General features: G+C 60.2%; 22 protein-coding genes. 10 read left to right on the forward strand and 12 right to left on the reverse strand.

Features of this window, described 5'->3' with window-relative positions; translation table 11 throughout:
- The first annotated feature begins 24 nt into the window (after nt 1-24).
- The 5 genes from xsc to GOW09_RS17855 all read left to right on the forward strand — a co-directional run bounded on the left by xsc (nt 25) and on the right by GOW09_RS17855 (nt 7471).
- The gene (gene xsc / locus GOW09_RS17835) at nt 25-1800 is read left to right on the forward strand and encodes a sulfoacetaldehyde acetyltransferase (RefSeq protein ID WP_171119874.1); all 1776 of its coding nucleotides are present in this window, start codon (nt 25-27) and stop codon (nt 1798-1800) included.
- Nucleotides 1801-1822: 22 nt separating this feature from the next.
- Nucleotides 1823-2830: a phosphate acetyltransferase gene (gene pta, locus GOW09_RS17840; protein ID WP_171119875.1), complete on the forward strand. Its 1008-nt coding sequence runs from the start codon at nt 1823-1825 to the stop codon at nt 2828-2830.
- Between the two features lie 90 nt (nt 2831-2920).
- Entirely contained in the window at nt 2921-5740 is a 2820-nt protein-coding gene (locus tag GOW09_RS17845) for a molybdopterin oxidoreductase family protein (RefSeq protein ID WP_171119876.1), read from the forward strand.
- Nucleotides 5741-5849: 109 nt separating this feature from the next.
- Nucleotides 5850-6599, forward strand: coding sequence for a 4Fe-4S dicluster domain-containing protein (locus tag GOW09_RS17850; RefSeq protein ID WP_171119877.1), 750 nt, complete (start codon nt 5850-5852; stop codon nt 6597-6599).
- On the forward strand, nt 6599-7471 hold the full coding sequence (locus tag GOW09_RS17855; protein ID WP_171119878.1) for a DmsC/YnfH family molybdoenzyme membrane anchor subunit: 873 nt from the start codon (nt 6599-6601) through the stop codon (nt 7469-7471). Before GOW09_RS17850 ends, GOW09_RS17855 begins: the two co-directional genes overlap by 1 nt.
- 135 nt (nt 7472-7606) lie before the next feature.
- Here GOW09_RS17855 and dapA read toward each other — a convergent pair whose 3' ends face one another.
- Nucleotides 7607-8479: a 4-hydroxy-tetrahydrodipicolinate synthase gene (dapA, locus tag GOW09_RS17860; protein WP_171119879.1), complete on the reverse strand. Its 873-nt coding sequence runs from the start codon at nt 8477-8479 to the stop codon at nt 7607-7609.
- 134 nt (nt 8480-8613) lie between these two features.
- Here dapA and GOW09_RS17865 point away from each other — a divergent pair, with 134 nt between their 5' ends.
- A complete protein-coding gene (locus GOW09_RS17865; protein ID WP_171119880.1) occupies nt 8614-10587 on the forward strand; it encodes a lytic transglycosylase domain-containing protein in 1974 nt (657 codons plus the stop codon).
- Here GOW09_RS17865 and GOW09_RS17870 read toward each other — a convergent pair.
- Both GOW09_RS17870 and mnmD read right to left on the reverse strand, forming a co-directional pair.
- Nucleotides 10561-11430: a DMT family transporter gene (locus tag GOW09_RS17870; RefSeq protein ID WP_171119881.1), complete on the reverse strand. Its 870-nt coding sequence runs from the start codon at nt 11428-11430 to the stop codon at nt 10561-10563. The genes GOW09_RS17865 and GOW09_RS17870 overlap by 27 nt on opposite strands.
- Nucleotides 11427-12092 (reverse strand): tRNA (5-methylaminomethyl-2-thiouridine)(34)-methyltransferase MnmD, encoded by a 666-nt coding sequence (mnmD, locus tag GOW09_RS17875; protein WP_171119882.1) that lies wholly within the window; start codon nt 12090-12092, stop codon nt 11427-11429. Before mnmD ends, GOW09_RS17870 begins: the two co-directional genes overlap by 4 nt.
- Nucleotides 12093-12147: 55 nt before the next feature.
- On the opposite strand from mnmD, the gene GOW09_RS17880 reads away from it, so the two are divergent.
- Nucleotides 12148-13182 (forward strand): FAD-binding oxidoreductase, encoded by a 1035-nt coding sequence (locus GOW09_RS17880; protein ID WP_171119883.1) that lies wholly within the window; start codon nt 12148-12150, stop codon nt 13180-13182.
- Here GOW09_RS17880 and GOW09_RS17885 read toward each other — a convergent pair.
- The 4 genes from GOW09_RS17885 to GOW09_RS17900 all read right to left on the reverse strand — a co-directional run bounded on the left by GOW09_RS17885 (nt 13174) and on the right by GOW09_RS17900 (nt 16146).
- Nucleotides 13174-13965 carry an acyl dehydratase gene (locus tag GOW09_RS17885; RefSeq protein ID WP_171119884.1) on the reverse strand — a complete coding sequence of 264 codons (792 nt, stop codon included), beginning with the start codon at nt 13963-13965 and terminating at the stop codon, nt 13174-13176. The two genes, GOW09_RS17880 and GOW09_RS17885, sit on opposite strands and share 9 nt — an antisense overlap.
- 15 nt (nt 13966-13980) lie before the next feature.
- Complete coding sequence (locus GOW09_RS17890; RefSeq protein ID WP_171119885.1) at nt 13981-14523, reverse strand: NADPH-dependent FMN reductase; 543 nt, start codon at nt 14521-14523, stop codon at nt 13981-13983.
- A 132-nt stretch (nt 14524-14655) separates the two neighbouring features.
- Nucleotides 14656-15327 carry an OmpA family protein gene (locus GOW09_RS17895; protein ID WP_171119886.1) on the reverse strand — a complete coding sequence of 224 codons (672 nt, stop codon included), beginning with the start codon at nt 15325-15327 and terminating at the stop codon, nt 14656-14658.
- A 126-nt stretch (nt 15328-15453) separates the two neighbouring features.
- The gene (locus GOW09_RS17900; RefSeq protein ID WP_171119887.1) at nt 15454-16146 is read right to left on the reverse strand and encodes a YafY family protein; all 693 of its coding nucleotides are present in this window, start codon (nt 16144-16146) and stop codon (nt 15454-15456) included.
- 106 nt (nt 16147-16252) lie between these two features.
- Between GOW09_RS17900 and GOW09_RS17905 the strand changes: the two genes are divergently transcribed.
- Nucleotides 16253-16444, forward strand: coding sequence for a hypothetical protein (locus GOW09_RS17905; RefSeq protein ID WP_170345624.1), 192 nt, complete (start codon nt 16253-16255; stop codon nt 16442-16444).
- A 2-nt stretch (nt 16445-16446) separates the two neighbouring features.
- Here GOW09_RS17905 and GOW09_RS17910 read toward each other — a convergent pair whose 3' ends face one another.
- Nucleotides 16447-17094 (reverse strand): RluA family pseudouridine synthase, encoded by a 648-nt coding sequence (locus GOW09_RS17910; RefSeq protein WP_171119888.1) that lies wholly within the window; start codon nt 17092-17094, stop codon nt 16447-16449.
- 96 nt (nt 17095-17190) lie between these two features.
- Here GOW09_RS17910 and GOW09_RS17915 point away from each other — a divergent pair, with 96 nt between their 5' ends.
- Both GOW09_RS17915 and GOW09_RS17920 read left to right on the forward strand, forming a co-directional pair.
- A complete protein-coding gene (locus GOW09_RS17915; RefSeq protein WP_171119889.1) occupies nt 17191-17601 on the forward strand; it encodes a nuclear transport factor 2 family protein in 411 nt (136 codons plus the stop codon).
- Between the two features lie 2 nt (nt 17602-17603).
- Nucleotides 17604-18314 (forward strand): SGNH/GDSL hydrolase family protein, encoded by a 711-nt coding sequence (locus GOW09_RS17920; protein WP_171119890.1) that lies wholly within the window; start codon nt 17604-17606, stop codon nt 18312-18314.
- Here the strand turns inward: GOW09_RS17920 and rarD are convergent.
- The 4 genes from rarD to GOW09_RS17940 all read right to left on the reverse strand — a co-directional run bounded on the left by rarD (nt 18305) and on the right by GOW09_RS17940 (nt 23893).
- Nucleotides 18305-19210, reverse strand: a complete 906-nt coding sequence (gene rarD, locus GOW09_RS17925; RefSeq protein WP_171119891.1) for an EamA family transporter RarD — start codon at nt 19208-19210, stop codon at nt 18305-18307. The two genes, GOW09_RS17920 and rarD, sit on opposite strands and share 10 nt — an antisense overlap.
- Nucleotides 19211-19473: 263 nt before the next feature.
- Nucleotides 19474-21927, reverse strand: a complete 2454-nt coding sequence (locus GOW09_RS17930; protein WP_171119892.1) for an FAD-dependent oxidoreductase — start codon at nt 21925-21927, stop codon at nt 19474-19476.
- Nucleotides 21928-22016: 89 nt separating this feature from the next.
- On the reverse strand, nt 22017-22994 hold the full coding sequence (locus GOW09_RS17935) for a GlxA family transcriptional regulator (RefSeq protein ID WP_171119893.1): 978 nt from the start codon (nt 22992-22994) through the stop codon (nt 22017-22019).
- Between the two features lie 5 nt (nt 22995-22999).
- Nucleotides 23000-23893, reverse strand: a complete 894-nt coding sequence (locus tag GOW09_RS17940; RefSeq protein WP_171119894.1) for a homocysteine S-methyltransferase family protein — start codon at nt 23891-23893, stop codon at nt 23000-23002.
- Nucleotides 23894-23900: the final 7 nt, after the last annotated feature.

Consider the following 23900-nt stretch of genomic DNA (forward strand, 5'->3'; position numbering starts at 1 on the left):
CACTCTTGGTTGGAGAGCACTCAGATGAAGATGACGACGGAAGAGGCGTTTGTTAAGGTTTTGCAGATGCACGGGATTGAGCATGCGTTCGGGATCATTGGATCTGCGATGATGCCGATCTCGGACTTGTTCCCGAAGGCCGGGATCATGTTCTGGGACTGTGCGCATGAAGGCAGCGCCGGGATGATGGCGGATGGCTACACCCGCGCGACCGGCAAGATGTCGATGATGATCGCGCAGAACGGCCCCGGCATCACCAATTTCGTGACCGCCGTAAAAACTGCCTATTGGAACCACACGCCGCTGCTGCTGGTCACGCCGCAGGCGGCGAACAAGACCATCGGTCAGGGCGGTTTCCAGGAAGTTGAGCAGATGAAGCTGTTCGAGGACATGGTCGCCTATCAGGAAGAGGTCCGCGACCCGACCCGCGTCACCGAGGTTCTGAACCGCGTGATCATGAAAGCCAAGCGCGCCAGCGCCCCGGCCCAGATCAACATCCCGCGTGACATGTGGACCCAGGTGGTTGATGTTGATCTGCCCGCCATCGTCGATTTCGAACGCCCTGCGGGCGGCGAATCCGCCGTGGCGCAGGCGGCCGAGCTGCTGTCGACCGCCAAGAACCCGGTGATCCTGAACGGTGCGGGCGTGGTTCTGTCCAAGGGCGGGATCGAGGCCTCGAAGGCGCTGGCCGAGCGTCTGGATGCGCCGGTCTGCGTGGGTTATCAGCACAACGACGCCTTCCCCGGCAGCCACCCTCTGTTTGCCGGCCCGCTGGGCTACAACGGCTCGAAAGCCGGGATGGAACTGATCAGCGAGGCCGATGTTGTTCTGTGCCTCGGCACCCGTCTGAACCCGTTCTCGACCCTGCCGGGCTATGGCATGGAATACTGGCCGGCCGAGGCCAAGATCATCCAGGTCGACATCAACCCCGACCGGATCGGCCTGACCAAGAAGGTCAGTGTGGGCATCGTGGGTGACGCGGCCAAGGTGGCGACCGGCATCCTGAACCAGCTGAGCGATACCGCGGGCGACGAGGGCCGCGACGCGCGCAAGGCGAAGATCGCCGAGAAGAAGTCCCGCTGGGCCCAGCAGCTGAGCAGCATGGACCACGAGGATGATGATCCGGGCACCACCTGGAACCAGCGCGCCCGCGCGGCCAAGCCCGACTGGATGAGCCCCCGCATGGCGTGGCGCGCCATTCAGGCGGCGCTGCCGAAAGAGGCGATCATCAGCTCGGATATCGGCAACAACTGCGCCATCGGCAACGCCTATCCGTCCTTCGAGGCGGGGCGCAAATACCTGGCGCCGGGCCTGTTCGGCCCTTGTGGCTATGGCCTGCCGGCCATCGTCGGCGCCAAGATCGGCTGCCCGGACGTGCCGGTCGTGGGCTTTGCCGGTGACGGCGCCTTCGGCATCGCGGTGAACGAGCTGACCGCGATCGGCCGCGAGGAATGGCCCGCCGTGACCCAGATCGTCTTCCGCAACTATCAGTGGGGCGCGGAAAAGCGCAACTCGACCCTGTGGTTCGATGACAATTTCGTCGGCACCGAACTGGACACCAAAGTGTCTTACGCCGGTATCGCGCAGGCCTGTGGTCTGAAGGGCGTCGTGGCCCGCACCCAGGACGAGCTGACCGCAGCCCTGAACCAGGCGATCGAGGATCAGAAGAACGGCATCACCACGCTGATCGAGGCCCTGATCAACCAGGAGCTCGGCGAACCTTTCCGCCGCGACGCAATGAAAAAACCCGTCGCCGTCGCAGGAATCTCGGCCGACGACATGAAAGCTCAGGAAGCGTGATCAAAGGACGAGGCCAGAGCGTATGACAATGACACCCATTGAGCTGTTGCGTCAGTGCGCCCCGGCCTCGCGCCCTGTGATTTCTTTATGCGAAGGCAGTGATCCCCGCGTCGTTGCGGGGGCGCTGGCCGCCCACCAGGCCGGACTGGCCGATGTCATTCTGGTCGGTCCACAAGCCGAGGTCGAAGCCGCCCTCAAGAACCAGAATGCCGCTCGCTCTGACGGCGTCATGGTTCACGACCCGGCAATCTCGGACCTGACCGAGGAATTTGCCCAAACCTATTTTGAACTGCGCCAACACAAGGGCGTCGATCCGGCCAAGGCCCGAGCCGCCGTTGAAACACCGCCAGTCTATGCCGCTATGCTGGTACGCAGCGGGCGGGCCACTGGAACCGTAGGTGGTGCCGTTCACACGACCGGAGACATTGTACGCGCGGCAATTCAGGTGATCGGCATGGCCCCTGATGCCGGAATGGTATCATCCTTTTTCCTGATGTACCCGCCGGAAAACGCTCAGCCCGGAGCGCGGGCGATGCTCTATTCGGACTGCGGCCTGGTCATCGATCCCAGCGCTGACGAGTTGAGCAAAATTGCCGTCGCCTCGGCCAGATCGGCGCGGGCACTGCTGCGGGTTGACCCCAAGATCGCCATGCTCAGCTTTTCAACCAAGGGCAGCGCAAAGCATCCCGACGTAGATAAGGTGATCGAGGCCACTGAAACACTGCGCCAAAGTTCCCCGGATCTCGAGGTCGACGGCGAGCTTCAGTTCGACGCGGCCTTCGTGCCCTCGGTCGGGGATCGCAAATCGCCCGGATCTTCGGTCGCTGGTCAGGCCAACGTGATGATCTTTCCCAATCTCGACGCGGGCAATATCGGCTACAAGATCACGCAACGACTGGGGGGTTACACCGCGATCGGCCCGGTTTTGCAGGGGCTGGCCCGACCCGCCAATGATCTTTCCCGCGGATGCAGCGCCGAAGATGTGACCCAGATGATCGCCGTGACGGCACTGCAAGCTATCAGGGAATAAAACTCAGAACTCACGTCGTTTCCAGAACGATGTTCTCAAATCGGAAGGAAAGTGACAAAGTCCTCCCGACACAACCGACAGGACCCGCCAATGACCCATCAGCAGCCGATCCTTGAAACGTCTCCGAAAGTTTCGGACGAGGTCCGCAAAACCACCTGTTATATGTGCGCCTGCCGCTGCGGCATCAACGTTCACATGAAAGATGGCAAGGTTGCCTATATCGAAGGAAACCGGGACCATCCGGTCAACAAGGGGGTTTTGTGCGCCAAGGGCTCTGCCGGGATCATGCAGGTCAACGCCCCCTCTCGCCTGCGCAAACCGCTGAAGCGTGTCGGCCCACGTGGCTCGGGTGAATTTCGCGAGATTGAGTGGGACGAGGCGCTCAGCACTGCTGTGGGCTGGCTGAACGAACTGCATGAAACCGCACCGCAGAAGCTGGCTTTCTTCACTGGCCGCGACCAGAGCCAGAGCTTCACCAGTTACTGGGCCCAGAATTTCGGTACTCCGAACTACGCAGCCCACGGCGGCTTCTGCTCGGTCAATATGGCGGCCGGTGGCATTTACACGATGGGCGGCGCGTTTTGGGAGTTTGGACAACCCGACTGGGATCACACCAAACTGTTCATGCTGTTCGGCGTCGCCGAGGATCATGACAGCAACCCGATAAAAATGGGGATCGGTAAGATCAAGGCGCGCGGCGCACGGGTGATCGGGGTGAATCCGATCCGGTCGGGCTATAACGCTGTTGCCGATGACTGGGTCGGCATCACACCCGGAACAGACGGGCTGTTCATTTTGTCGCTGATCCACGTTCTGATGAAAGCCGGCAAGATCGATCTGGATTACCTGAGCCGCTATACCAATGCGCCGGTTCTGGTGAACGCAAGCGAGGGTGCGGAAAAGGGCCTGTTCCTGCGCGACGAGGACGGCAAGCCGCTGGTTATTGATCGCAAGACGGGCGAGCCAACCGCATTCGACAAGCCCGGCGTGCGCCCGGACCTGTCGGCGACCTATGACAAGGACGGTGTGACGCACCGCCCCGTTTTCCACCTGATGGCCGAAAAATACCTCAGCGACGAACACGCGCCCGAGGCGGTGGCCGATCGCTGCGGCATCCCCGCCAAACGTATCCGGGCCATTGCCGCTGAAATCGCCAGGGTCGCTTTTGACGAAGCGATCGAACTGAATCAGGAATGGGTTGATTTTCGGGGTGAAAAGCACTCGAAGATGATTGGTCGACCCGTCAGCTTCCATTCCATGCGGGGCGTATCAGCCCATGCCAACGGATTCCAGACCTGCCGCGCTCTGCATGTGCTGCAGATCATGCTGGGAACAGTCGAGGTACCGGGCGGTTTCCGCTTCAAGCCACCCTATCCCAAACCGGTCGAAGCGCACCCGACACCTCATGGCGACAGGCGTCCGGGACGTCCGCTGAACGGCCCGCATCTGGGCTTTCCACGTGGTCCCGAAGACCTGCTGCTGGACGACTGCGGCACGCCGCAACGCATCGACAAGGCATTCACCTGGGAAAACCCGATGTCCGTTCACGGGTTGATGCACATGGTGATTTCGAACGCAGCGGCTGGTGATCCCTACAAGATCGACACCCTGTTCATGTACATGGCGAACATGTCGTGGAATTCCTCCATGAACACCAAAGGTGTGATGGAGATGCTGACGGCCAAGACCGATGACGGCAATTACGTCATCCCGCGCATCATTTACTCCGACGCCTATTCTTCGGAAATGGTGGCTTATGCCGACCTGATCCTGCCCGACACCACCTATCTCGAGCGGCACGACTGTATCTCGCTGCTGGATCGCCCGATCTGCGAGGCCGACGCCGCGGCAGACGCCATTCGCTGGCCGGTGGTCGAACCCGACCGAGACGTGCGTGGTTTCCAGTCGGTTCTGATCGAGCTGGCCAACCGCATGAGCCTGCCGGGTTTCACGAATGAAGACGGCAGCCCAAAGTGGAAAGACTACGCGGATTACATCGTAAACCACGAACGACGCCCTGGCATCGGCCCGCTGGCCGGTTTCCGGGGTCCAGACGGCGACAAGGAAGGCCGCGGAGAGGTCAATCCGGATCAGCTGAATCGGTATATCGAAAACGGCGGATTTTATGTGGCGCATATCCCGGAAGGCGCGGATTACTACAAACCGTGGAACACCGCCTATCAGGATTGGGCCGTCGGGATGGGCATCTATGACAGCCCTCAGCCCTATCTGTTCCAGCTCTATTCCGAACCGATGCGCCGGTTCCAGCTGGCTGCCGAAGGTCACGGTGACCGCCAGCCGCCCGAGCACCTGCGCCAGCGCATCAAGGACACCATGGATCCGCTGCCGATCTGGTACGAAACCGACCAGCAGGGCAATGAAGGCTTCACCGTCAACGCCCTGACCCAGCGCCCAATGGCCATGTATCACAGTTGGGGCACACAGAACGCGTGGCTGCGCCAGTTGCACGGGCAAAACCCGCTGTACGTCCCGACCAAACTGATGCGAGAACACAACCTGCAAGACGGCGACTGGGCAAAAGTCAGCTCCCCCCACGGTGAGATCACCGTGCCGGTGATGGAGATGGCCGCGCTGAATGACAACACGGTCTGGACATGGAACGCCATCGGCAAACGCAAGGGCGCCTGGGCCTTGCAGGACGACGCGCCAGAAGCGACCAAAGGTTTCCTGCTCAATCACCTGATTCACGAATTGCTGCCGTCCAAAGATGATGGAATGCGCTGGGCCAATTCGGACCCGATCACTGGTCAGGCGGCATGGTTCGACCTGAAGGTCAAAATCGAAAAAGCCGACGCACCTGCCGATGCGCAAAGCCAGCCGAATTTCGACCCGATCAAATCGCCTGTCGGAACCGGCCCTGAGAACCTGGTTTGGAAGGTGGGCAAATGACCCGGATCTGCACTTCATCTGGCCAAAAATATCCCGGGGGTGAATTGAGCCGCAGGCTCAAGAGGGGGCTGGCCCCCTCACCTGCCCTCCACAGAAGAGGTTCACTGACATGACCCAGCTACCAAACTCCACTGACCGCAAGATGGGCCTGGTCATCGACCTGGACACCTGTGTCGGCTGCCACGCCTGCGTTATTTCCTGCAAAGGCTGGAACACGGAAAATTACGGTGCCCCTCTTTCGGATCAGGACGCCTATGGTGCAAACCCTTCGGGCACCTTTCTCAACCGCGTGCATTCCTACGAAGTGCAACCTGCCGACGGGCATGCCCAGCTGATCCACTTCCCGAAATCCTGCCTGCATTGCGAAGACGCGCCCTGTGTTACCGTTTGCCCCACCGGCGCCAGCTACAAGCGGGTCGAGGATGGCATCGTCCTGGTCAATGAAAGCGATTGTATCGGATGCGGCCTGTGCGCCTGGTCCTGCCCCTACGGTGCGCGGGAACTGGATGTGGCCGAAGGCGTGATGAAGAAATGCACACTTTGCGTGGACCGCATCTACAATGAAAACCTCCCCGAGGCCGACCGTATCCCCTCCTGTGTTCGCACCTGCCCTGCGGGCGCAAGGCACTTTGGTGATCTGGGCGATCCCGACAGCGATGTCAGCCAGCTGGTTGCAGAACGGGGTGGCATGGACCTGATGCCGGAAATGGGCACCAAACCCGTCAATAAATACCTGCCCCCGCGCCCCAAGGACACCGTGGAAGACCAGATCGACATACTGGCCCCCCTGCTGGTCCCCATCGCTGACGAGCCCAAAGGGTTCCTCGGCTGGCTCGACAAGACGTTGGAGAAACTCTGATGCATCCCGCACCCTCCGTCATTCTGTTCACCACCCTGTCCGGTCTGGGATTTGGACTGCTGTTCTTTCTTGGCCTGGGGTTTCCGGCTGTCTCGGGTTGGGTGGCTTTTGTGTTCTTCGCCATTGCCTATGGTCTGGCCGTCGGCGGGCTTTTGGCTTCGACCTTCCACCTGGGCCATCCGGAACGGGCCTTGAAGGCGTTCACTCAATGGAAAACCAGCTGGCTCAGCCGTGAAGGTTGGTGTGCCGTACTCGCGCTGGTCATCATGGGGCTCTATGCGATTGGCGTGGTGTTTCTGGACCAGCGCTGGGGTTTTCTGGGCTGGATCGGCGCAGGGTTGTCGCTGGCCACAGTGTTCACGACCTCGATGATCTACACGCAGCTCAAGACCATCCCACGCTGGAACATGAACCTGACACCTGCCATGTTTCTCAGCTTCAGCCTGGCCGGTGGTGCATTGCTGGCAGGTCAGACAAACGCAGCTCTGCCGCTGCTGCTGATCGCGGCGCTGGTGCAGATACTGTACTGGCGCAAGGGAGATCAGGCGTTTGCATCATCGGGAACGGATCTGGGAACAGCCACCGGGCTTGGCACACGCGGTTCCATCCGCGCCTTTGAGCCGCCCCATACCGGCACCAATTATCTGCTGCGAGAATTCGTTCACGTGGTCGGACGCAAACACGCCGAGAAACTGCGGCTGATCTCGTTCGTTCTGGCATTCGTGTTGCCGGTTCTGCTGTTGTTGCTGCCGTTCAATCACGTCTTCGCCCTGCTGGCCGTGGCCTCGCATCTGGCGGGCGTTGCAACGTCGCGCTGGCTGTTCTTTGCGCAGGCGGAACATGTCGTGGGGTTGTACTACGGCAAACGGTAGAGGGGGCGCTGCCCCCGCCGCGGCAAGCCGCGACTCCCCCGGGATATTTTTAGCCAGATGAAGTCTGGAAACATGGAAAAGAAAGGGCGGCGCTCAAAGTCAGAGGCCGCCCTTCGTCATATTCTGAAATACCGGTCAGATCAGGCCAGCATGGGCCATTGCGGCCTCGATGGCTTCCTTGGTGCTGGCTTCCAGCTCGGTCAGGGGTGAGCGGACTTCGGTGCTGCAAAGGCCCAGTTTGCTGAGTGCATATTTGGCACCGACAAGGCCCGGCTCGATAAAGATCGCCTCATGCAGCGGCATCAGTTTGTCCTGATACTCCAACGCCTTTGCATAATCTCCGGCCAGCGTGGCCTGCTGGAACTCGGCGCAGAGCCTGGGTGCCACGTTTGCAGTCACCGAGATGCAGCCAACACCGCCATGGGCATTGAACCCAAGGGCCGTGGCGTCTTCGCCGGACAGTTGGCAGAAATCTGCGCCACAGGCAGCGCGCTGCTGGCTGACACGGGCCAGGTCGCCCGTTGCATCCTTGACCCCGACGATACGGGGAAGCTTGGCCAGTTCACCCATTGTGGCAGGCGTCATATCAATGACTGAACGGCCCGGAATGTTGTAGATGATGATCGGGATATCCGCGGCCGCATGCAGCGCCTCGAAATGCGCGATCAGGCCACGCTGAGTTGGTTTGTTGTAATACGGCGTGACGACCAGTGCCGCATCCGCTCCGACTTTTTCCGCGAACTGAACGAAGCGGACAGCTTCGACCGTGTTGTTCGACCCGGCACCGGCAATGACAGGAACGCGGCCCGCAGCGGTTTTAACAACCTCTTCGATCACCGTTTCATGCTCTTCGTGGCTGAGCGTCGGGCTTTCACCGGTTGTTCCCACAGGCACCAGCCCGGTCGAGCCTTCGGATATCTGCCAGTCCACCAGATGTTTGAGCGTCTTCAGGTCCAACTCGCCGTTGTTGAACGGGGTGACGAGGGCTGGCATCGAGCCTTTGAACATGACACGCTCCTTCAAGGTGCATTTTGCAGTTTTTACGCCGCGGTCCCTCACGTTTCCAGCTTTGTGAGTTGATCCCAGCGACGCACGGTTTATCCTCACAGGCTCTATCCTCGGTTGGTTGGGAAATGCAAGGGATGACACGCTTTCTGGCACTGTTGACTGCTGTGATTCTGTATTCGGTGACTGCGACGCATTCAGCACGGGCAGATGCTGCTGCTGATTTGCGCGCTGGACTTAACGAAATGCGCAAAGGCGACTGGAACGCAGCGTTGCGCGTATCCGGCCAGCGAGGTTCCGTATCGCGCGATATCATTGTCTGGCACTGGCTGCGCGAGGGCTTCGGCAGCTCTGGCGACGTGTTGGTGTTTCTCGAACGTCGCCCGGACTGGCCCGGGCTGGCATGGCTGCGCCGCAAGAGCGAGCCTGTTTTCACCGGTGCCGATCCAGACAGGGTTCTGAAATTCTATGCCGACATGCCGCCTCAGACGGCAGAGGGCGCGTTGAACTATGCCGTCGCCCTGAAAGCCAAGGGACGCATCGGAGAAGCGGAGGCTGACATTGTGACCGCTTGGCGCACCATGCCAATGGGTTCGGGTCTGCAAAAAAGCTATCTGGAGAACTTTGCCAAACTTCTGAAGCCGCATCACGCGGCGCGCTTGGACAGAATGCTGTGGGACGGTCATCTTGTAAGCGCCGGGCAGATGTTGCCTTTGGTCGGTCCGGACGAACGTAAACTGGCCGAAGCGCGCATAGCATTGCAGAAACGCCAACCCGGTGTGGACACCAAGGTGGCAGCAGTTCCCAAGTCTCTGGCGGATGCGCCCGGGCTGGCCTTCGATCGTTTTGTCTGGCGCGACAAGAAAGAACTGGATGACAGCGCCGTCGATCTGATGCTGGCACGCTCTACCGGGCCTGACGCCCTGGGTGAGCCTGACAAATGGGCCGAGGGACGGCGCCGTCTTGCACGGCTTGAGATGCGATCGGGCCGTGCGGCGCGCGCATATGACGTGGCCGCCAATCATCACATGACCCCCGAAATGGGTTACGGCTATGCCGATCTTGAATGGCTGGCCGGTTTTCTGGCGCTTCGCAAACTGAACGATCCTGCCACCGCCGTTCGCCACTTCCAGAACTTTTCGGACGCCGTGAAATCTCCGATCTCGAAAGGCCGTGGTGGCTATTGGCTTGGGCGCGCTTACGCGGCATTGGGTGACGCGGACAAGGCGTATGACGCCTATGCAATGGGGGCCGATTACCAGACCTCATTCTACGGTCTGTTGGCCGCAGAACGGATCGGACGACCGTTTGATGCGGAACTGGCCAATCCGCGTCGCGCGCCGCATTGGCGGCAGGCGGAGTTTGCCGATTCCAGCGTTTTGGAGGCCGGATTGCTGTTGTTGAAAGCCGAAGAAGCAAACCTGTCCGAGCGGTTCCTGACCCATCTGGTCGAAAGCCTTGATCCAGTGCAGGCCAATCAATTGGGCGACCTGGTTATCGAACTGAAACAGCCGCATCTGGCCGTGATGATCGCCAAACGGGCGGCAACCACGGGCACCGTTCTGCCCGCAGCCTATTACCCAGTCCATCCCGTTGCAGATATGCGATTGCCGATGGCCAAGGAAATGACATTGGCCATCGCGCGCCGCGAAAGCGAGTTCGACCCGGTTGTCGTCAGCGGTGCGGGCGCGCGCGGCCTGATGCAGGTAATGCCCGCCACGGCCAAGTTGGTTGCGGGCGAGCTGGGCATTCTCAGCGGCCATCAGACGAGACGTTTGACCACGGACTGGCAATACAACGCAAAGCTTGGGGCCAACTATCTTTCTGGTCTGGCGGCCGATTTCAACGGCAACGTTGTGATGATGGCGGCGGGGTACAATGCGGGGCCAAGGCGCCCGATCTCGTGGATGGAACGCTATGGTGATCCGCGCACAGGCGAGGTCGATATCGTCGACTGGATCGAGACGATCCCGTTCAGCGAAACGCGGAACTACGTGATGCGCGTGACCGAAAGCCTGCCGGTCTACCGTGCCCGCCTGGGGCAACCCGCCCTTCCGATTCCGTTCTCGCAGGAGCTGATCGGATCATCTCTGGCGGCGTTCGCGCCATAAGGTGAACAAACCTGCGGCTACGACGATGGTTGCGCCCGCCACGACTTCGGGGCGCAACGTTTCGCCAAAGATCGAAATACCCAGGATCGCGCTCCAAACCAGGTGGAAATATGCAAAGGGTTGAACCGCACTGGCTTCGGCCATCTCATAACACTTGATCAGCAGCCAGTGCCCGAACACCCCACTGACACAAAGCAGCGCCATCCAGAGCCAGTCGCTGCGCGCCATCGGCTCCCAGAACCACATGCCAAACACGGTCATCGCCACGGCCCCGGCGACACCGGTCCAGAAAAAGCTGGTCGCCGCGCTGTCCTGACGGGCGACATATCGCGTCAAAAGACCATAGATCGCAAACAGCAATGCAGAAATCAAAGGTATGACAGCCCACGGGTTGAAGACCCCGGCGCCCGGTTGCAGGATGATCAGAACGCCGATGCAGCCGACACCGATCGCAGCCCATCGCCGCCATCCGACCTTTTCGCCCAGCACCGGCCCGCTCAGCGCGGCGACAAGCAAAGGATAACAGATGAAAACCGCCATACTGTCGATCAGGCCAAGGACCGTAAAGCCAAAGACCGCGATGCAGATCTCGGCCGCCAGCAACAAGCCCCGCAGGATCTGCAAACCCAACTGATTTGTCTTTGTGGCCGCCTTCAGCCCACCGGGGGCCCGCGCGGCCAGAGCGATAACAAAAGCCGCAAAGAACCAATAGCGGATCATGACCACCATGTAGGTGTTGTAGGTTCCGGCCAGATGGCGCGAGATACCGTCCTGCAAGGCAAAGACAATTGTCGCGCCCACCATCAAAGCGATGCCCGCGCCGACATTGTTCTTCTGGGTCATGCTTTGTGTGCCCGTGTCATGTGCCGCTTGCGACCGTAGCCGGGCGTGCGGGTTACGTTGAAACCTGCACTCTCAAGTCCCCGGCGCACAAAACCTGCGGCCGTATAGGTGGCCGCGGTACCGCCCGTGACAGTGTGGCTTGCCACGTCCTGCATCAGGTCCGCGCCCCACAGTTCGGGGTTCTTGGCTGGTGAAAACCCGTCGAGAAACCAGGCATCGGCCGTTCCGTCCCAGTTCGGCAATGCCTTGCGTGCATCGCCGATCACCACCTCAAACCGAAGCGAATCCAACACACATGTGCGTCCTGTCCAATGCGCCAGAAACCGGCTGCTCCACGGATGCAATTCAGGAAAGGCCCCAAGCGCGCGCTGCATGTCTTCCGGCGCCATGGGAAAGGCTTCGAAACTGGTAAAGCGCAATGGCCCTTTCTGGCCGGATGCCTCCCATTCTGACCAGGCGGCCAGCAGGTTCAGGCCGGTGCCAAAACCCAACTCGGCAATGTGAAATCCCGGCGCAAACCGTGCAGGCAAGTCATTTCCCGCCAGAAACACATGGCGCGTCTCTTCCAGCCCGTTCTGCAACGAGTAATATGGGTCGTCGAAGCGGTCCGAGACCGGTATCTGATCTTCGGTCCACGTCAATTCGGCGCGCTGGTCTGCCATTGGGGAATCCTGTAGCTAAGCGGCGCGACACTGAACAAGGAAAAGGGAATTGGCAATGGTCGATGTGACGGTTCGCGGCGCAGGAATTTTCGGCCTGTCCATCGCCTGGATTTGTGCGCGCCGCGGTGCGAAAGTGCAGGTCGTCGATCCGTCCGGTCCCGGCGCCGGGTCCAGCGGAGGTCTGGTCGGCGCATTGGCCCCGCACGTACCGGAAAACTGGAACGCCAAGAAAGCATTTCAGTTCGACAGTCTGATTATGGCTGAACCGTTCTGGCGACAGATCGAAGACACCGGCGGGGTTTCACCCGGCTATGGCCGACTGGGCCGCCTTCAGCCGATCCCGGACGCGCGTGGTCTGGAACTGGCCCGCCAGCGCGAAGGCACCGCAGATGAGCTTTGGCAAGGCCGCGCGGAATGGTGCGTCATCACCACGACCCAAGCGGGTTCTTGGTGCCCACCCAGCCCCACAGGCTTTGTCATTCGCGATACGTTGACGGCACGAATGCACCCCCGGCGGGCCTGTGCCGCGCTGGTCGCAGCCCTGGAGGTCATGGGCGTTCACATTGTCAGTGAAGCCGAGGACAAGGGGCAGGTCATCCACGCCACGGGCCTTGCAGGATTGCAGGAACTGAACGACGCCTACGGCAAGACCGTCGGAAATGGTGTCAAAGGGCAGGCCGCCCTGTTGCGCTTCGACGCGGGGGAAGTGCCGCAACTATTCGCCGACGCGATTCACATTGTCCCGCATGCAGACGGAACACTTGCGATCGGATCGACCTCGGAACGGGATTATGAGGACCCGACCAGCACGGACGAAGCTCTGGACGACGTGATAGACCGCGCCACGCGCGTCCTGCCCCTGTTGCACGGGGCCGAGGTGATCGAACGCTGGGCCGGTGTGCGCCCGCGCAGCAAAAGCCGTGCGCCGATGTTGGGCGCCCATCCCCTGCATCAGGGGCAGTTCATCGCCAATGGCGGGTTCAAAATCGGTTTCGGCATGGCCCCCAAAATCGCCGAGGTCATGGCCGATCTTATGCTTGAAGATCGGGATACGATCCCTGATGAGTTCCGGCCCGAAGCCTCATTGTGACTGCACGACGGCTTGCATGCATTGCCGCCCGCCAGGGCCGCGTACCCACATGTTTTCACCCCTCCGGCACAACTGGGCAGTTTCGAAATGCATCAATGGCGAAGTCGCGCGGAACGAAAACGAGGCGAGCGGACCGATCAGGTCAACCGCGAAAAGCATCAGAAGCTGCGCCAGAAGCGGCCCGTGCACGACCAGCCCGCCATATCCTTCAACATCGCGCGCATAGTCCAGATCATAGTGAATACGGTGGCCATTGAAGGTCAGGGCCGAGTATCGAAACAACAACGTTGAATCGAACCCGACTTCGCGGCAATCGGTCTCATCGGTGCGCGCTCTGGGCGGTTGGGGCATTTCAGCATCCGGCGCAGGATCTTCGCGATAAACGAGATCCTGCCACTCTGTCACGCGCAACTGACCGTTCTGCCAGATCTCGTGCCGCAAAGTGACAAAGCCCAACGGGCCGGACCGCCCTACCTTGGCGCTTTGACTTTCAAGAACCGATTTCTTTTCGGCGGTGATCCCTGCGATCAGAGGAACGTGAAAGGTCAACCGCCCGCCGGCCCACATTCTGCGCGGCAATCCCATATCCGGGATCAGGCCCCCAACCTTGGGATGCCCATCCCGACCCAATTCGGCGGCCGGTTGCGGGGTCCAGAAATAAAGCCGATGGAAGAAGGGCGGCAATTCCGAACCACTGGCGATCGACGGCACACCGCCCAGCGCCACCTGAAATGCGGTCGCGCGGGCCGGATCCAAGAGATCGGTCTGTCGCTCTTGCGTCATTTGCCTGACCCGCGATCAGAAACCGGCCTCGGCCCGGAGTTTCTGCATCAAGTCATGCAAAGACTTTTCGTACCGGTCCGAACGCAGCTTTCCCTGATCGTCGAATTCGTTCGAACTGTTCGCCAGATGGATTTCGGGCCCTTGCAGGATGCGCGGCTGAAATGGAACCATACAGGCCCGCAGGATCATCTGCGCGCGTTCCCCGCCTGCACGACCAGCGGCCGCCGACATTACCGCAACCGGTTTGTCGGCCCATGGATTGCCTTGCGTTCGGCTGACCCAGTCCAGCGCGTTCTTCAGAACGCCTGATGGACCCTTGTTGTACTCAGGTGTCGAAATGATCACCGCATCGGCCTGTGCGATCTGATTGGCCAGCGTATGAACCGCCTCAGGAATCCCTTCTCCGTCTTCCAGATCACCATCGTAGAGGGGCAGGTTCAAATCCGCTTCGACAAAGCTTGCCGGATCGAACAACCGTGCCGCCTCGCGCAGAAGCTTACGGTTGGTCGCGTTCTGGCGCAGAGAACCGGACAGGCCAAGAAGGGTCGGTTGGGACATCGGGAAAGCTCCGTTTCTGTGTTTCCCGCAAGTTAGACCGAGATCACCCCGATCCAAACCCCATTTGACGCACAGTCATTGCGCAATCCGAGCCGCCCATTGGGCGGCCCCGCTGTTCATGCCGCGCAGTGGTTAAGCGTTTCCGCTGGGCACCACGACAATCTCGACACGCCGGTTTTGCGATTTTCCTTCGGGCGTCAGGTTGGACGCGACGGGGTTGTTTTCGCCCTGCCCGATCGTGCGAATACGGTTGTAGCTGACACCGTTGGCCTGAAGGATGTCGGCCACGGCATTCGCGCGACGCTCTGACAGGCCCTGATTGTAGGTTGCGTCTCCGTCGCTGTCAGTGTGCCCGATGATCTGCACGTTCGAATTCGGGTAGTTGACCAAGTTCTGGCCCACTTTCACCAGATCAGACCGCAACGCCGGGCGCACGGTCGAACTGTCGGTGTCAAAGGTGATGTCATTCGGGACAGTCACAATCAGGCGATCGCCTGCGTTGACGATTGTAATTCCGTCATTCGCCAGCTGTTGACGCAGCTCCGCAGCCTGCTTGTCCAGTTGGTTGCCGATCACGCCGCCCCCGGCAGCACCGATTGCAGCACCGGCCAACGCGCCCAGACCGGGGTTCGAATTATTGGCAATCGCCCCGATTCCAGCGCCGACCAGCCCACCCAGAACGGCGCCCTGTTTGGCGTTCTGGTTCGGGTCGTCTTGTAATGTCAGCGTGCCCGGGTCGGTACAGGCCGCCAACACAAGGGCTGAACACAAACCTGTGGCCACGAAAAACTTGGAAATCGTCATGATATCACCTTCTGCTCCAGCACCCGTTATTCGGGCGTGCTTCGTTTTCCGCAGTATATCACTGGGCAGGCTTGGCGGCTCAAGCAACAATGCGGTGAAGTCGGCGAATACCCGCCAAACACGTATTCAAACCGCTTCTACGAACGTTTCTGCGTTCTGTTGCTCCTGCCAGAGCTCGCGCAATGACCCGCTTTGTCCTGAAAAGCTATCTTCGGTGCATTCACTGGACCAGATACGGTCGGTGCGGAAATGGCGAAACCCGTTGCGCAATTCGCACCAGCCTGCCAGCATCGTGCATTCGATGTGATAGATCAGCGCCACAGGGCGCACGACCCGAACCGTGCGTTCGCCTTCGCCATCTTCATAGGTGATACGGATTTTCCGCTCTGCCCTGATGGCTTCGCGGTAATGCGCGATCGAAACGCAACCCTTGTTTGGATCATCCGCCGGGGCACCCCATGGGGCAACCTGCAACCAATCCGCTGGGCAATGCAATGCGTCGATCTTCTGGCATATCCGGCTGGCGGCCCTTTGCAGGTGACTGTCGCCGGTACGCGCAAGAAGAGACAGGCCAACCCACAAGGCCTCAACTTCTTCTGCATCGAAATTGAGCGGCGGCAGATCGTAGCCGCGCCGCATCACGTACCCGATACCGGCCTCACCTTCGATGGGCGTCCGTTGCGCCTGCAACTCGGCAATATCCCGATAAACCGTGCGCACGGACACCTCCAACCTTGCGGCCAGCGCCTCTGCCGTGACCGGAGCGCCCGCAGCCCGCAGGATCTGGATGATTTCAAACAATCGGGTCGAACGGCGCATTGCATCCTCCTGTCAACATGCTGACATCCTAGCACACCCCACTGACAAGAGGGTGTCAGGAATGATGGGCCAGATTGGAATGGCATCGAAAGAAGGAGCACGAAAAATGCCATACCTCGACACCCATGTCATGATGACGCTCAGGTTGGGGCAATGGTCTCAGGACCATACCCTGCGCGCCTTCGAGATCGAGCGCGAAATCGCCATGGCTCGGCAGTGCAAGCAGCCCGTTTCAAAAAAACGATCCAGACGATTTTCGTTGGGAAATCTGAAGATGCTCTGGACCAGCACGGCCTGAGATCAGAACTCGGGCCGGGCCCGAAACTTCATCGAAACCCCACCTTCCGGGTGTTTCAGACGCAGTTCTTCTGAATGCAGCATCAATCTGGGGAAGTCCAGCGCATCGCCTGTCGCATAAAATGGATCGCCCAGGATCGGGTGACCCAGCGCCTGCATGTGAACGCGAAGTTGATGAGACCGGCCCGTTTTGGGAAACAGACGCACACGCGTCGTATCGCCTTCGGTCTTCACGACACGCCAGTCCGTCACGGCAGGTTTGCCCGTCGCATGGCAAACCATCTGTCTGGGCCGGTTGGGCCAGTCCACGATCAGAGGCAAGTCCACGGTGCCGGTCTTGGGTTCCAGCTGCCCCCAGACACGGGCGATATAGGTTTTGCGGGTCTGACGCTGCTCGAATTGCATGCTCAGGTTGCGCTGCGCGTGCGGTGTCTGGGCAAAGACCATGACACCGGACGTGTCCCGGTCCAGCCGATGAACCAGCAGTGCTTGTGGAAATGCATCCTGCACCCGGGTCAACAGACAATCTGACAGATGCGCGCCCCGCCCCGGAACCGAAAGCAGGCCCGATGGTTTGTTCACCACGATCAGCTGTGCATCTTCATGCAACACATCCAGCGGGGTTTGAGGGGGATCATAGGTGTCGCTCATGCAGGGTGCCTATCCCAGCTCGTGACCTCCCGCAACGTCGTCCTTGCATGCCCGCCCATGTTCGGTGACCTTCTCTTCAAAAGTGGAGGAGATGCCATGCACCCGACAATTGAACGCATGCAAGAGGTTGTCGCAAAAGGCGATGAGACCTTGATCCACCAGCTCTTGGCCGAAGATGTGCAGTTCCTGCCGCCCACATACTACAGCACCTGGACAGGGCGCGCACCGGTCGCTGCCGTTCTGGGGCATGTCGGGCAGGTGTTTTCAGATTTTCGTTATCGGCGCGCCATGGGCGACGGGAAAGACTGGGCATTGGAGTTTCAATGCAAAGTCGGTGATCTGGATGGTATCGGCGTGGATCTTGTTACGTTGAACGACGATGGGTTGATCCAGGTTTTCGAGGTCGTCATGCGCCCCTACAAAACGGTAGGTGCCTTGCGCGATGCCATGATGGCGCGGGTCATGACAGACGCTCGTTTTCTGGAATTCAAAAACGCGCTGAGCTGACAATGCCTCGTTCACTGGCTGCCGATCAGATTTTGCGGGTTCCGTTGCTTCCGGTGCTTGCCGCGCAGGGCCTATCGGTACGCAGGAACGCGCAGTTGCTGCCGGAACCGACTGGCCCGCGCGAAGGCCGCACAGGGCGCGGGCCGCGTCTGCGGCTTCTGATCACCGGTGACAGTTCGGCAGCCGGAGTGGGCGCAGGCACGCAGGATCAGGCGTTATCCGGCCATCTGGTCAACCGTCTGGCCGGGCACTATGCGGTCGAATGGCAGCTGGAAGCGACAACCGGGCACACCACCCAGGACACGATCGACCGTCTTTCGCAAATGGAAGGCGAATTCGATGCTGTCGTTACGGCACTCGGCGTCAATGATGTCACCCGGGCTGTGACACGCCAGCAATTTGCGCGCCGCCAGACCCGCCTTATCCGCTTGCTTTCAAAAAACCTGGGGGCTCGTCGCATCGTCGCAACCGCAGTCCCGCAGATGAACAGGTTTCCGGCCCTGCCTCAGCCGCTGGCCTGGGTGCTTGGATGCCAGGCCGCGCGCCTGGATCAGGGGTTGCAAGAGGTTGCGGCTGCATTTCCGCATGTTCAACACCTGCCACTCGACCTGCCGGACGACCCGGCATTGGCTGCACCGGATGGCTATCATCCCAGCCCCCGGGCGTATGCGCTTTGGGCGGATGCAGCCGCACGTCTGTTGCTTCAGGCCTGACCGCGCGCCTGCCGGATCATAGGGATCGAGTAAACGACCAGAGCCGCCCAGATCAGTGGGAATGCGATCATCCGGCCCGTGTCTATCTTCTCGCCGAACAGGGTTATCGCTGTAATGAAGATCATGGTCGGTGCGATGTATTGCAGGATGCCCATCGTGGACAGGCGCACCAGTTTGGCGCCGTTTGCATAGACCAGCAACGGCACCGCCGTCACGACCCCTGCACAGGACAACAACAAGGTGTCCGACATCGCGACACCGAAATGACCAGTGCCCCGCACACCCAGAAAGGTGACATAGACCAGTGCCGGAATCAAAAGGATCAGGACCTCAAGCAGGAAACCCTGGTTCGGCCCAATCGGCAGCGAGCGCTTGAAGAACGCGTAGAATCCCCAACTGATCATCAACCCAAGAGCCGCCCAAGGCAAACGACCGGCTTCCACCACAAGTACTACCACACCCAGCGCGGCCAATCCGACCGCGAACAATTGTGTCCGTGTCAGGGGTTCCCTCAACAGGATTGCCCCCAGCGCGATACTGAATAGGGGGTTGATGTAATAACCCAACGCCGCATCCAGTGCGTTGCCCGTGGAAATGGCCCATACGTAAATCGCCCAGTTCACGGAAATAAGCGCTGCTGTCAAAGCGGCCATACCCAACATCTTCGGATTGCCAAGCGCGGCCTTCAGATCCCGGGTTCGGCCCAGGACAACCAGCAACAACCCGGCCACAGGCACTGACCAGATAACACGGTGCGCCACAACCTCGACCGCGCCCATATGATCCAGCGCTTTCATGTACAGAGGCAAGAACCCCCACAGGACATAGGCCGTGACTGCCAGCGCAAGCCCCTTTGGTGTGTCCGTGTTCTGTGAAGGTAGAAGCGTGTCTGCCACATCGGGTCTCCGGTTGATACCGGTTCGGTTTAAGGCAGAAATGAACGGGTTGAAAACTCTGAAAACAGTGAAGTGTCACATAACAATGTTTGATGAGTTGTCAGACCACGCTTTTCACGCGAGGTCTGAAATGCGAGGCTCTGCCTCGCGCTCCGGGATATTTGTGGCCAGATGAACAAGGGGCACCAATCTTCATCTGGCCGAAAATATCCCGGGGGAGTCGCCGAAGGCGGCGGGGGCAGAGCCCCCACCGAACCCCGTGGTCACACCTTGACCCGTTCGGATTTCGGGTCATACATCGGCTTGAGCGACGCCTCGGCCCGGACTTTCGTGCCACAAACGTCGATCTCGTAAGTCGAGGCCAGAACGTCCGCGGCTTTTTCCCCTTCGCAGGGCACGTAACCCAAACCGATGGCGCCACCCAGCGTGTGGCCATAATTGCCCGAGCTGAGATAGCCTACATACTCGCCATCGCGGATGATCGGTTCATTGTGGAACAGCAGCGGCTCGGGATCGGTCAGGCGGAATTGCACAAGGCGCGATTTCGGGCCGCTTTCCTTGCGCGCGATCACCGCCTCGCGGCCGATGAAGTCGCAGCCCTTGTCCACCTTGACGGCAAAGCCCAGCCCCGCATCCACCACGTGATCTTCGCAGGTGATGTCATGGCCGAAATGGCGGAAGCCCTTTTCGATCCGGCAGCTGTCCATCATGTGCATGCCACAGAGTTTCAGCCCCATGCCCTTCCCCGCATCGTGCAGCGTTTCAAAGACGTGGCCCGCCATGTCGGAGGAGACATAGATCTCCCAGCCCAGCTCACCCACATAGGTGACGCGGTGGGCGCGGGCGAGGCCCATGCCGATCTCGATCTCCTGCGCGGTGCCGAAGGGGTTTGCCGCGTTCGAGAAGTCGTTGGGCGAGACTTTCTCCAGCAAGGCCCGCGCATTCGGACCCATCACCGCCAAAACGCCTTCACCCGCCGTGACGTCGGTGATGACCACGTTGAAATTGCCCGCATGGCGCATCATCCAGGTCTGGTCCGCCAGGCGCGTCGCCGCCGGGGTGACCACCAGATAGGCGGTCTCGGAAAGGCGGGTGACGGTGACATCTGCCTCGATCCCGCCGGAACGGTTCAGAAACTGCGTGTAGACGATCTTGCCATTGGGCACGGCATAGTCGCCGCCACCGACATAGTTCATGAACTTCTCGGCATCGGGGCCCTCGACCCGGATCTTGCCGAACGAGGACATGTCGTACATGCCCACGTTTTCGCGCACAGCGCGGTGTTCGGCGGCCGAGTTCTCGAACCAGTTCTGACGCTTCCAACTGTAGTTGTATTCGCGTTCCTGCCCTTCGTTGGCGAACCAATTGGCGCGCTCCCACCCGGCCAGTTCACCGAACACGGCACCGTGTTCATTCAGGTGGTGGTGGAATGGCGTCCGGCGCACGCCGCGCGCGGTGGCTTTCTGGCGATAGGGGTAGTGGTCGGCATAGAGCAGGCCCAGCGTCTCCTTGGACCGTTCAAACAGATACTGCTTGTTGCCCTGGAACGGCTGCATCCGGCTGATGTCCACATCGCCCAGGTCAAAGGGTTTTTCGCCGCTGTCCATCCATTCGGCAAGCGCCATGCCCGCGCCGCCCGCCGACTGGATCCCGATCGAGTTGAAGCCGGCGGCGACCCAGACATTGTCCATCTCGGGCGCGAGCCCAAGGTGATAGGCGTCGTCGGGCGTGAAGGACTCAGGGCCGTTGAAGAAGGTGTGGATGCCCGCCTCGGCCAGCATCGGCATGCGGTTGCAGGCGGCTTCGAGGATCGGTTCGAAATGGTCGAAATCCTCGGGCAGCTGATCGAACTCGAAACTGTCTGGGATGCCCGCCATCGCCCAAGGCTTGGCGTTTGGCTCGAAGGCGCCCAGCAGGATTTTCCCGGCGTCCTCCTTGTAATAGGCGCATTCATCCGGCACCCGCAACACCGGCAGCTGCGTCAGGCCGTCGATGTTCTCGGTCACGATGTAGAAATGTTCGCAGGCGTGCAGCGGGACGTTGACGCCCGCCATTCGGCCAACTTCGTGCCCCCACATGCCGGCGCAGTTGACCACCATGTCACACTCGATATGGCCCGAGGCGCTGCCGTCATCGGCCACCCAGTCCACGCCGGTCACGCTGCGGCCCTGTTTGACGATATCGGTGACCTTTACCCGTTCCTTGACGATGGCGCCGCGCTGGCGGGCGCCCTTGGCCAGAGCCAGCGCGATGTTGGCCGGATCACCCTGCCCGTCCAGCGGCAGATAAACTGCACCCTTGACGCCCTCGAGATTGATATGCGGATACAGTTCCTGCACGCGCTCATTCGAGATTTCTTCGACCTCGACGCCAAACGCCCGCGCCATCGCAGCCTGACGATAGATTTCCTCTTTGCGTTCCTCGGTCAGCGCCACGGTGATCGACCCGCAGCGCTTGAAGCCCGTGGCGACACCGGTTTCCTCTTCGAGTGAGCCATACAGCTCCTGACTGTACTTCGCCAGCTTGGTCATGTTTGCGGTGGCGCGCAGCTGTGCGATCAGACCCGCTGCATGCCAGGTGGTGCCACTTGTCAGCTGCTTTCGCTCAAGCAACACGACGTCTTTCCAACCCTTCTTGGTCAAATGATAAGCGACCGAGCATCCGATGACGCCACCGCCGATGATGACCGCTCGGGCCTTGCTGGGAAGATCAACCATCCTGAAATCTCCGCTGTGTCAGGTTTGGCATAGGTTGCCACGGAAGATCGACAACAAATGCACCAAAAACGTCACGAAATCCGCAGTTTTCACCGATGTGATGCCGCTCGCTTTTGCCGACGTACGACAAAGGGCGTGACCCCGAAGAAGCTTTTGTAAACAGACGAAAACCCGTTCGGAAAACCACAGGCCAAACCAATTTCGCGTACGCTCATCGTGGTGTTCAGCAACAGGTTATTTGCCTTGGCCAGTCGCATTTCCCGGTAGAATCCGTTGGGAGTGGTTCCAAAAAAGGTTTTGAACTTACGCTCGAGGGACCGGTTCGACAGGTGCAGCGATTCGACGATCTGATTGATCGGCAGGGGGTCTTCGATATTGGCCTGCATAAGCTTTATGCACTGATCCAGCTTCGAATCGCCTGTCGCCGTCAATTTGGCGCCCGAGAATGGCTGCATCGAAGCGAAATCGCGGATATTCTCATGCAGCATGATGTCGGCCACGGTCATCTTCGCAGGCCCCGAGATATGGCGCCCGATCACCGCCAAGGCGATATCCGTAGTGGCCTCCATCCCGGCACATGTCACAACCGCGCCCTGTTCGGTTGCGATCGACAGTTTGGCTTCGAACCGGGCGCCGCGTTCCCGCAGGAACGATGCGTTTTCCCAATGGGTTGCCAGGTCGTCTGTTCCCTGCTCGTCGATATAGCGGCTGGCGGCTTCGGCCAGCAGGAACACCTTGGCGTCCCGGAAGGTATAGTCCGACACCACCCGCCCCAACGACAAATCCGGATGGTCCGGGTCTGAATTGCCGATTACGAACAGGTAATCCGCCCTTGGCTGTGACGGCACCGCTTCTGTTTGAACCACGGCGTCACTGCTGCTGGCAATCGGGCCACCTTTGAGCGAGCGATAGGTGAAGGTGAACGGAGGGCTTGGGCATACGCGGTTGGCCAGCCTCAATACCTCTACCAACGACGCCAGCTCCAACAGCACGAAACCCGGCGCGACAAGGATGTCGAAATGCCGGATGGCCTGTTTTGGAGCGTCCGAAGTAGATTTTGCCGCCATTTTCTTCAAACGATGTTATGACCGGTGGCCCGCAACCGGTTCGCCAGTTCTTCGATATGATCCGGCCCGATTTCGCAGCATCCGCCAACAATCGTTGCCCCCTGATCGATCCACCGCATCACCTGATCCGCATAAGCCCCGGGGCCAAGGTCATGCCGTTTTTGCAGCGCATCCACGGTCGGCGCATCCTGAAGGAAATCATCCGAAATATGCGTGAAGCCATTGGCGTAGGCCCCATAGGGCCGACCCATGCCGGACAGAACTTCCAGCGCCGCCGGGATCGCCTCGGGGCACGAACAATTGATCAACACGGCATCGGGCGAAAACTCCTCCACCAGCAGAGCAATGTCCGCCAACAGTTCGCCGGACCTGAGAAGGCTGCCATCGTCATCATTGACCGACAGGGACAGCCAAACCGGTTTTCCGCATCCTGCCGTGCCACGCAATGCGCCCTCGGCTTCCTGTACCGACGAGACGGTCTCGATCAAAAACAGATCGACCCGCGCGGCCATCATGGCCACAAGTTCGGCGAACTTTTCAGCCGCATCCGCCGGGTCCGGGTTAAGGTCGGGGCGATATGAAGCGAGCAATGGCCCCAGTGCACCCGCGATCCGCCCCCCGGTTTCCGTTCGGGCACGTACGGCCTGTGTCAGGGCGGTGTCGATCAGGGTAGGCATATGATCCTCCATCCCCACCCGCACCAGACGAGAGCGATGGACGGCATAAGTATTGGTTGTCGCGACCGTCGCACCCCGGCTGAAATAATCGCGGTGCACTTCCGCGACCAAATCGGGGTGATCGATCATCACGCGCGTCGACCACAGCGGTGTCGCCTGATCGCCACTGCGTTTTACCAGTTCCTGCCCGATAGAGCCGTCCAAAAGAGTGATATCCGCCATGTCATTA

It is taken from the genome of Ruegeria sp. HKCCA5463 (assembly GCF_013034175.1).
GTDB lineage: Bacteria > Pseudomonadota > Alphaproteobacteria > Rhodobacterales > Rhodobacteraceae > Ruegeria.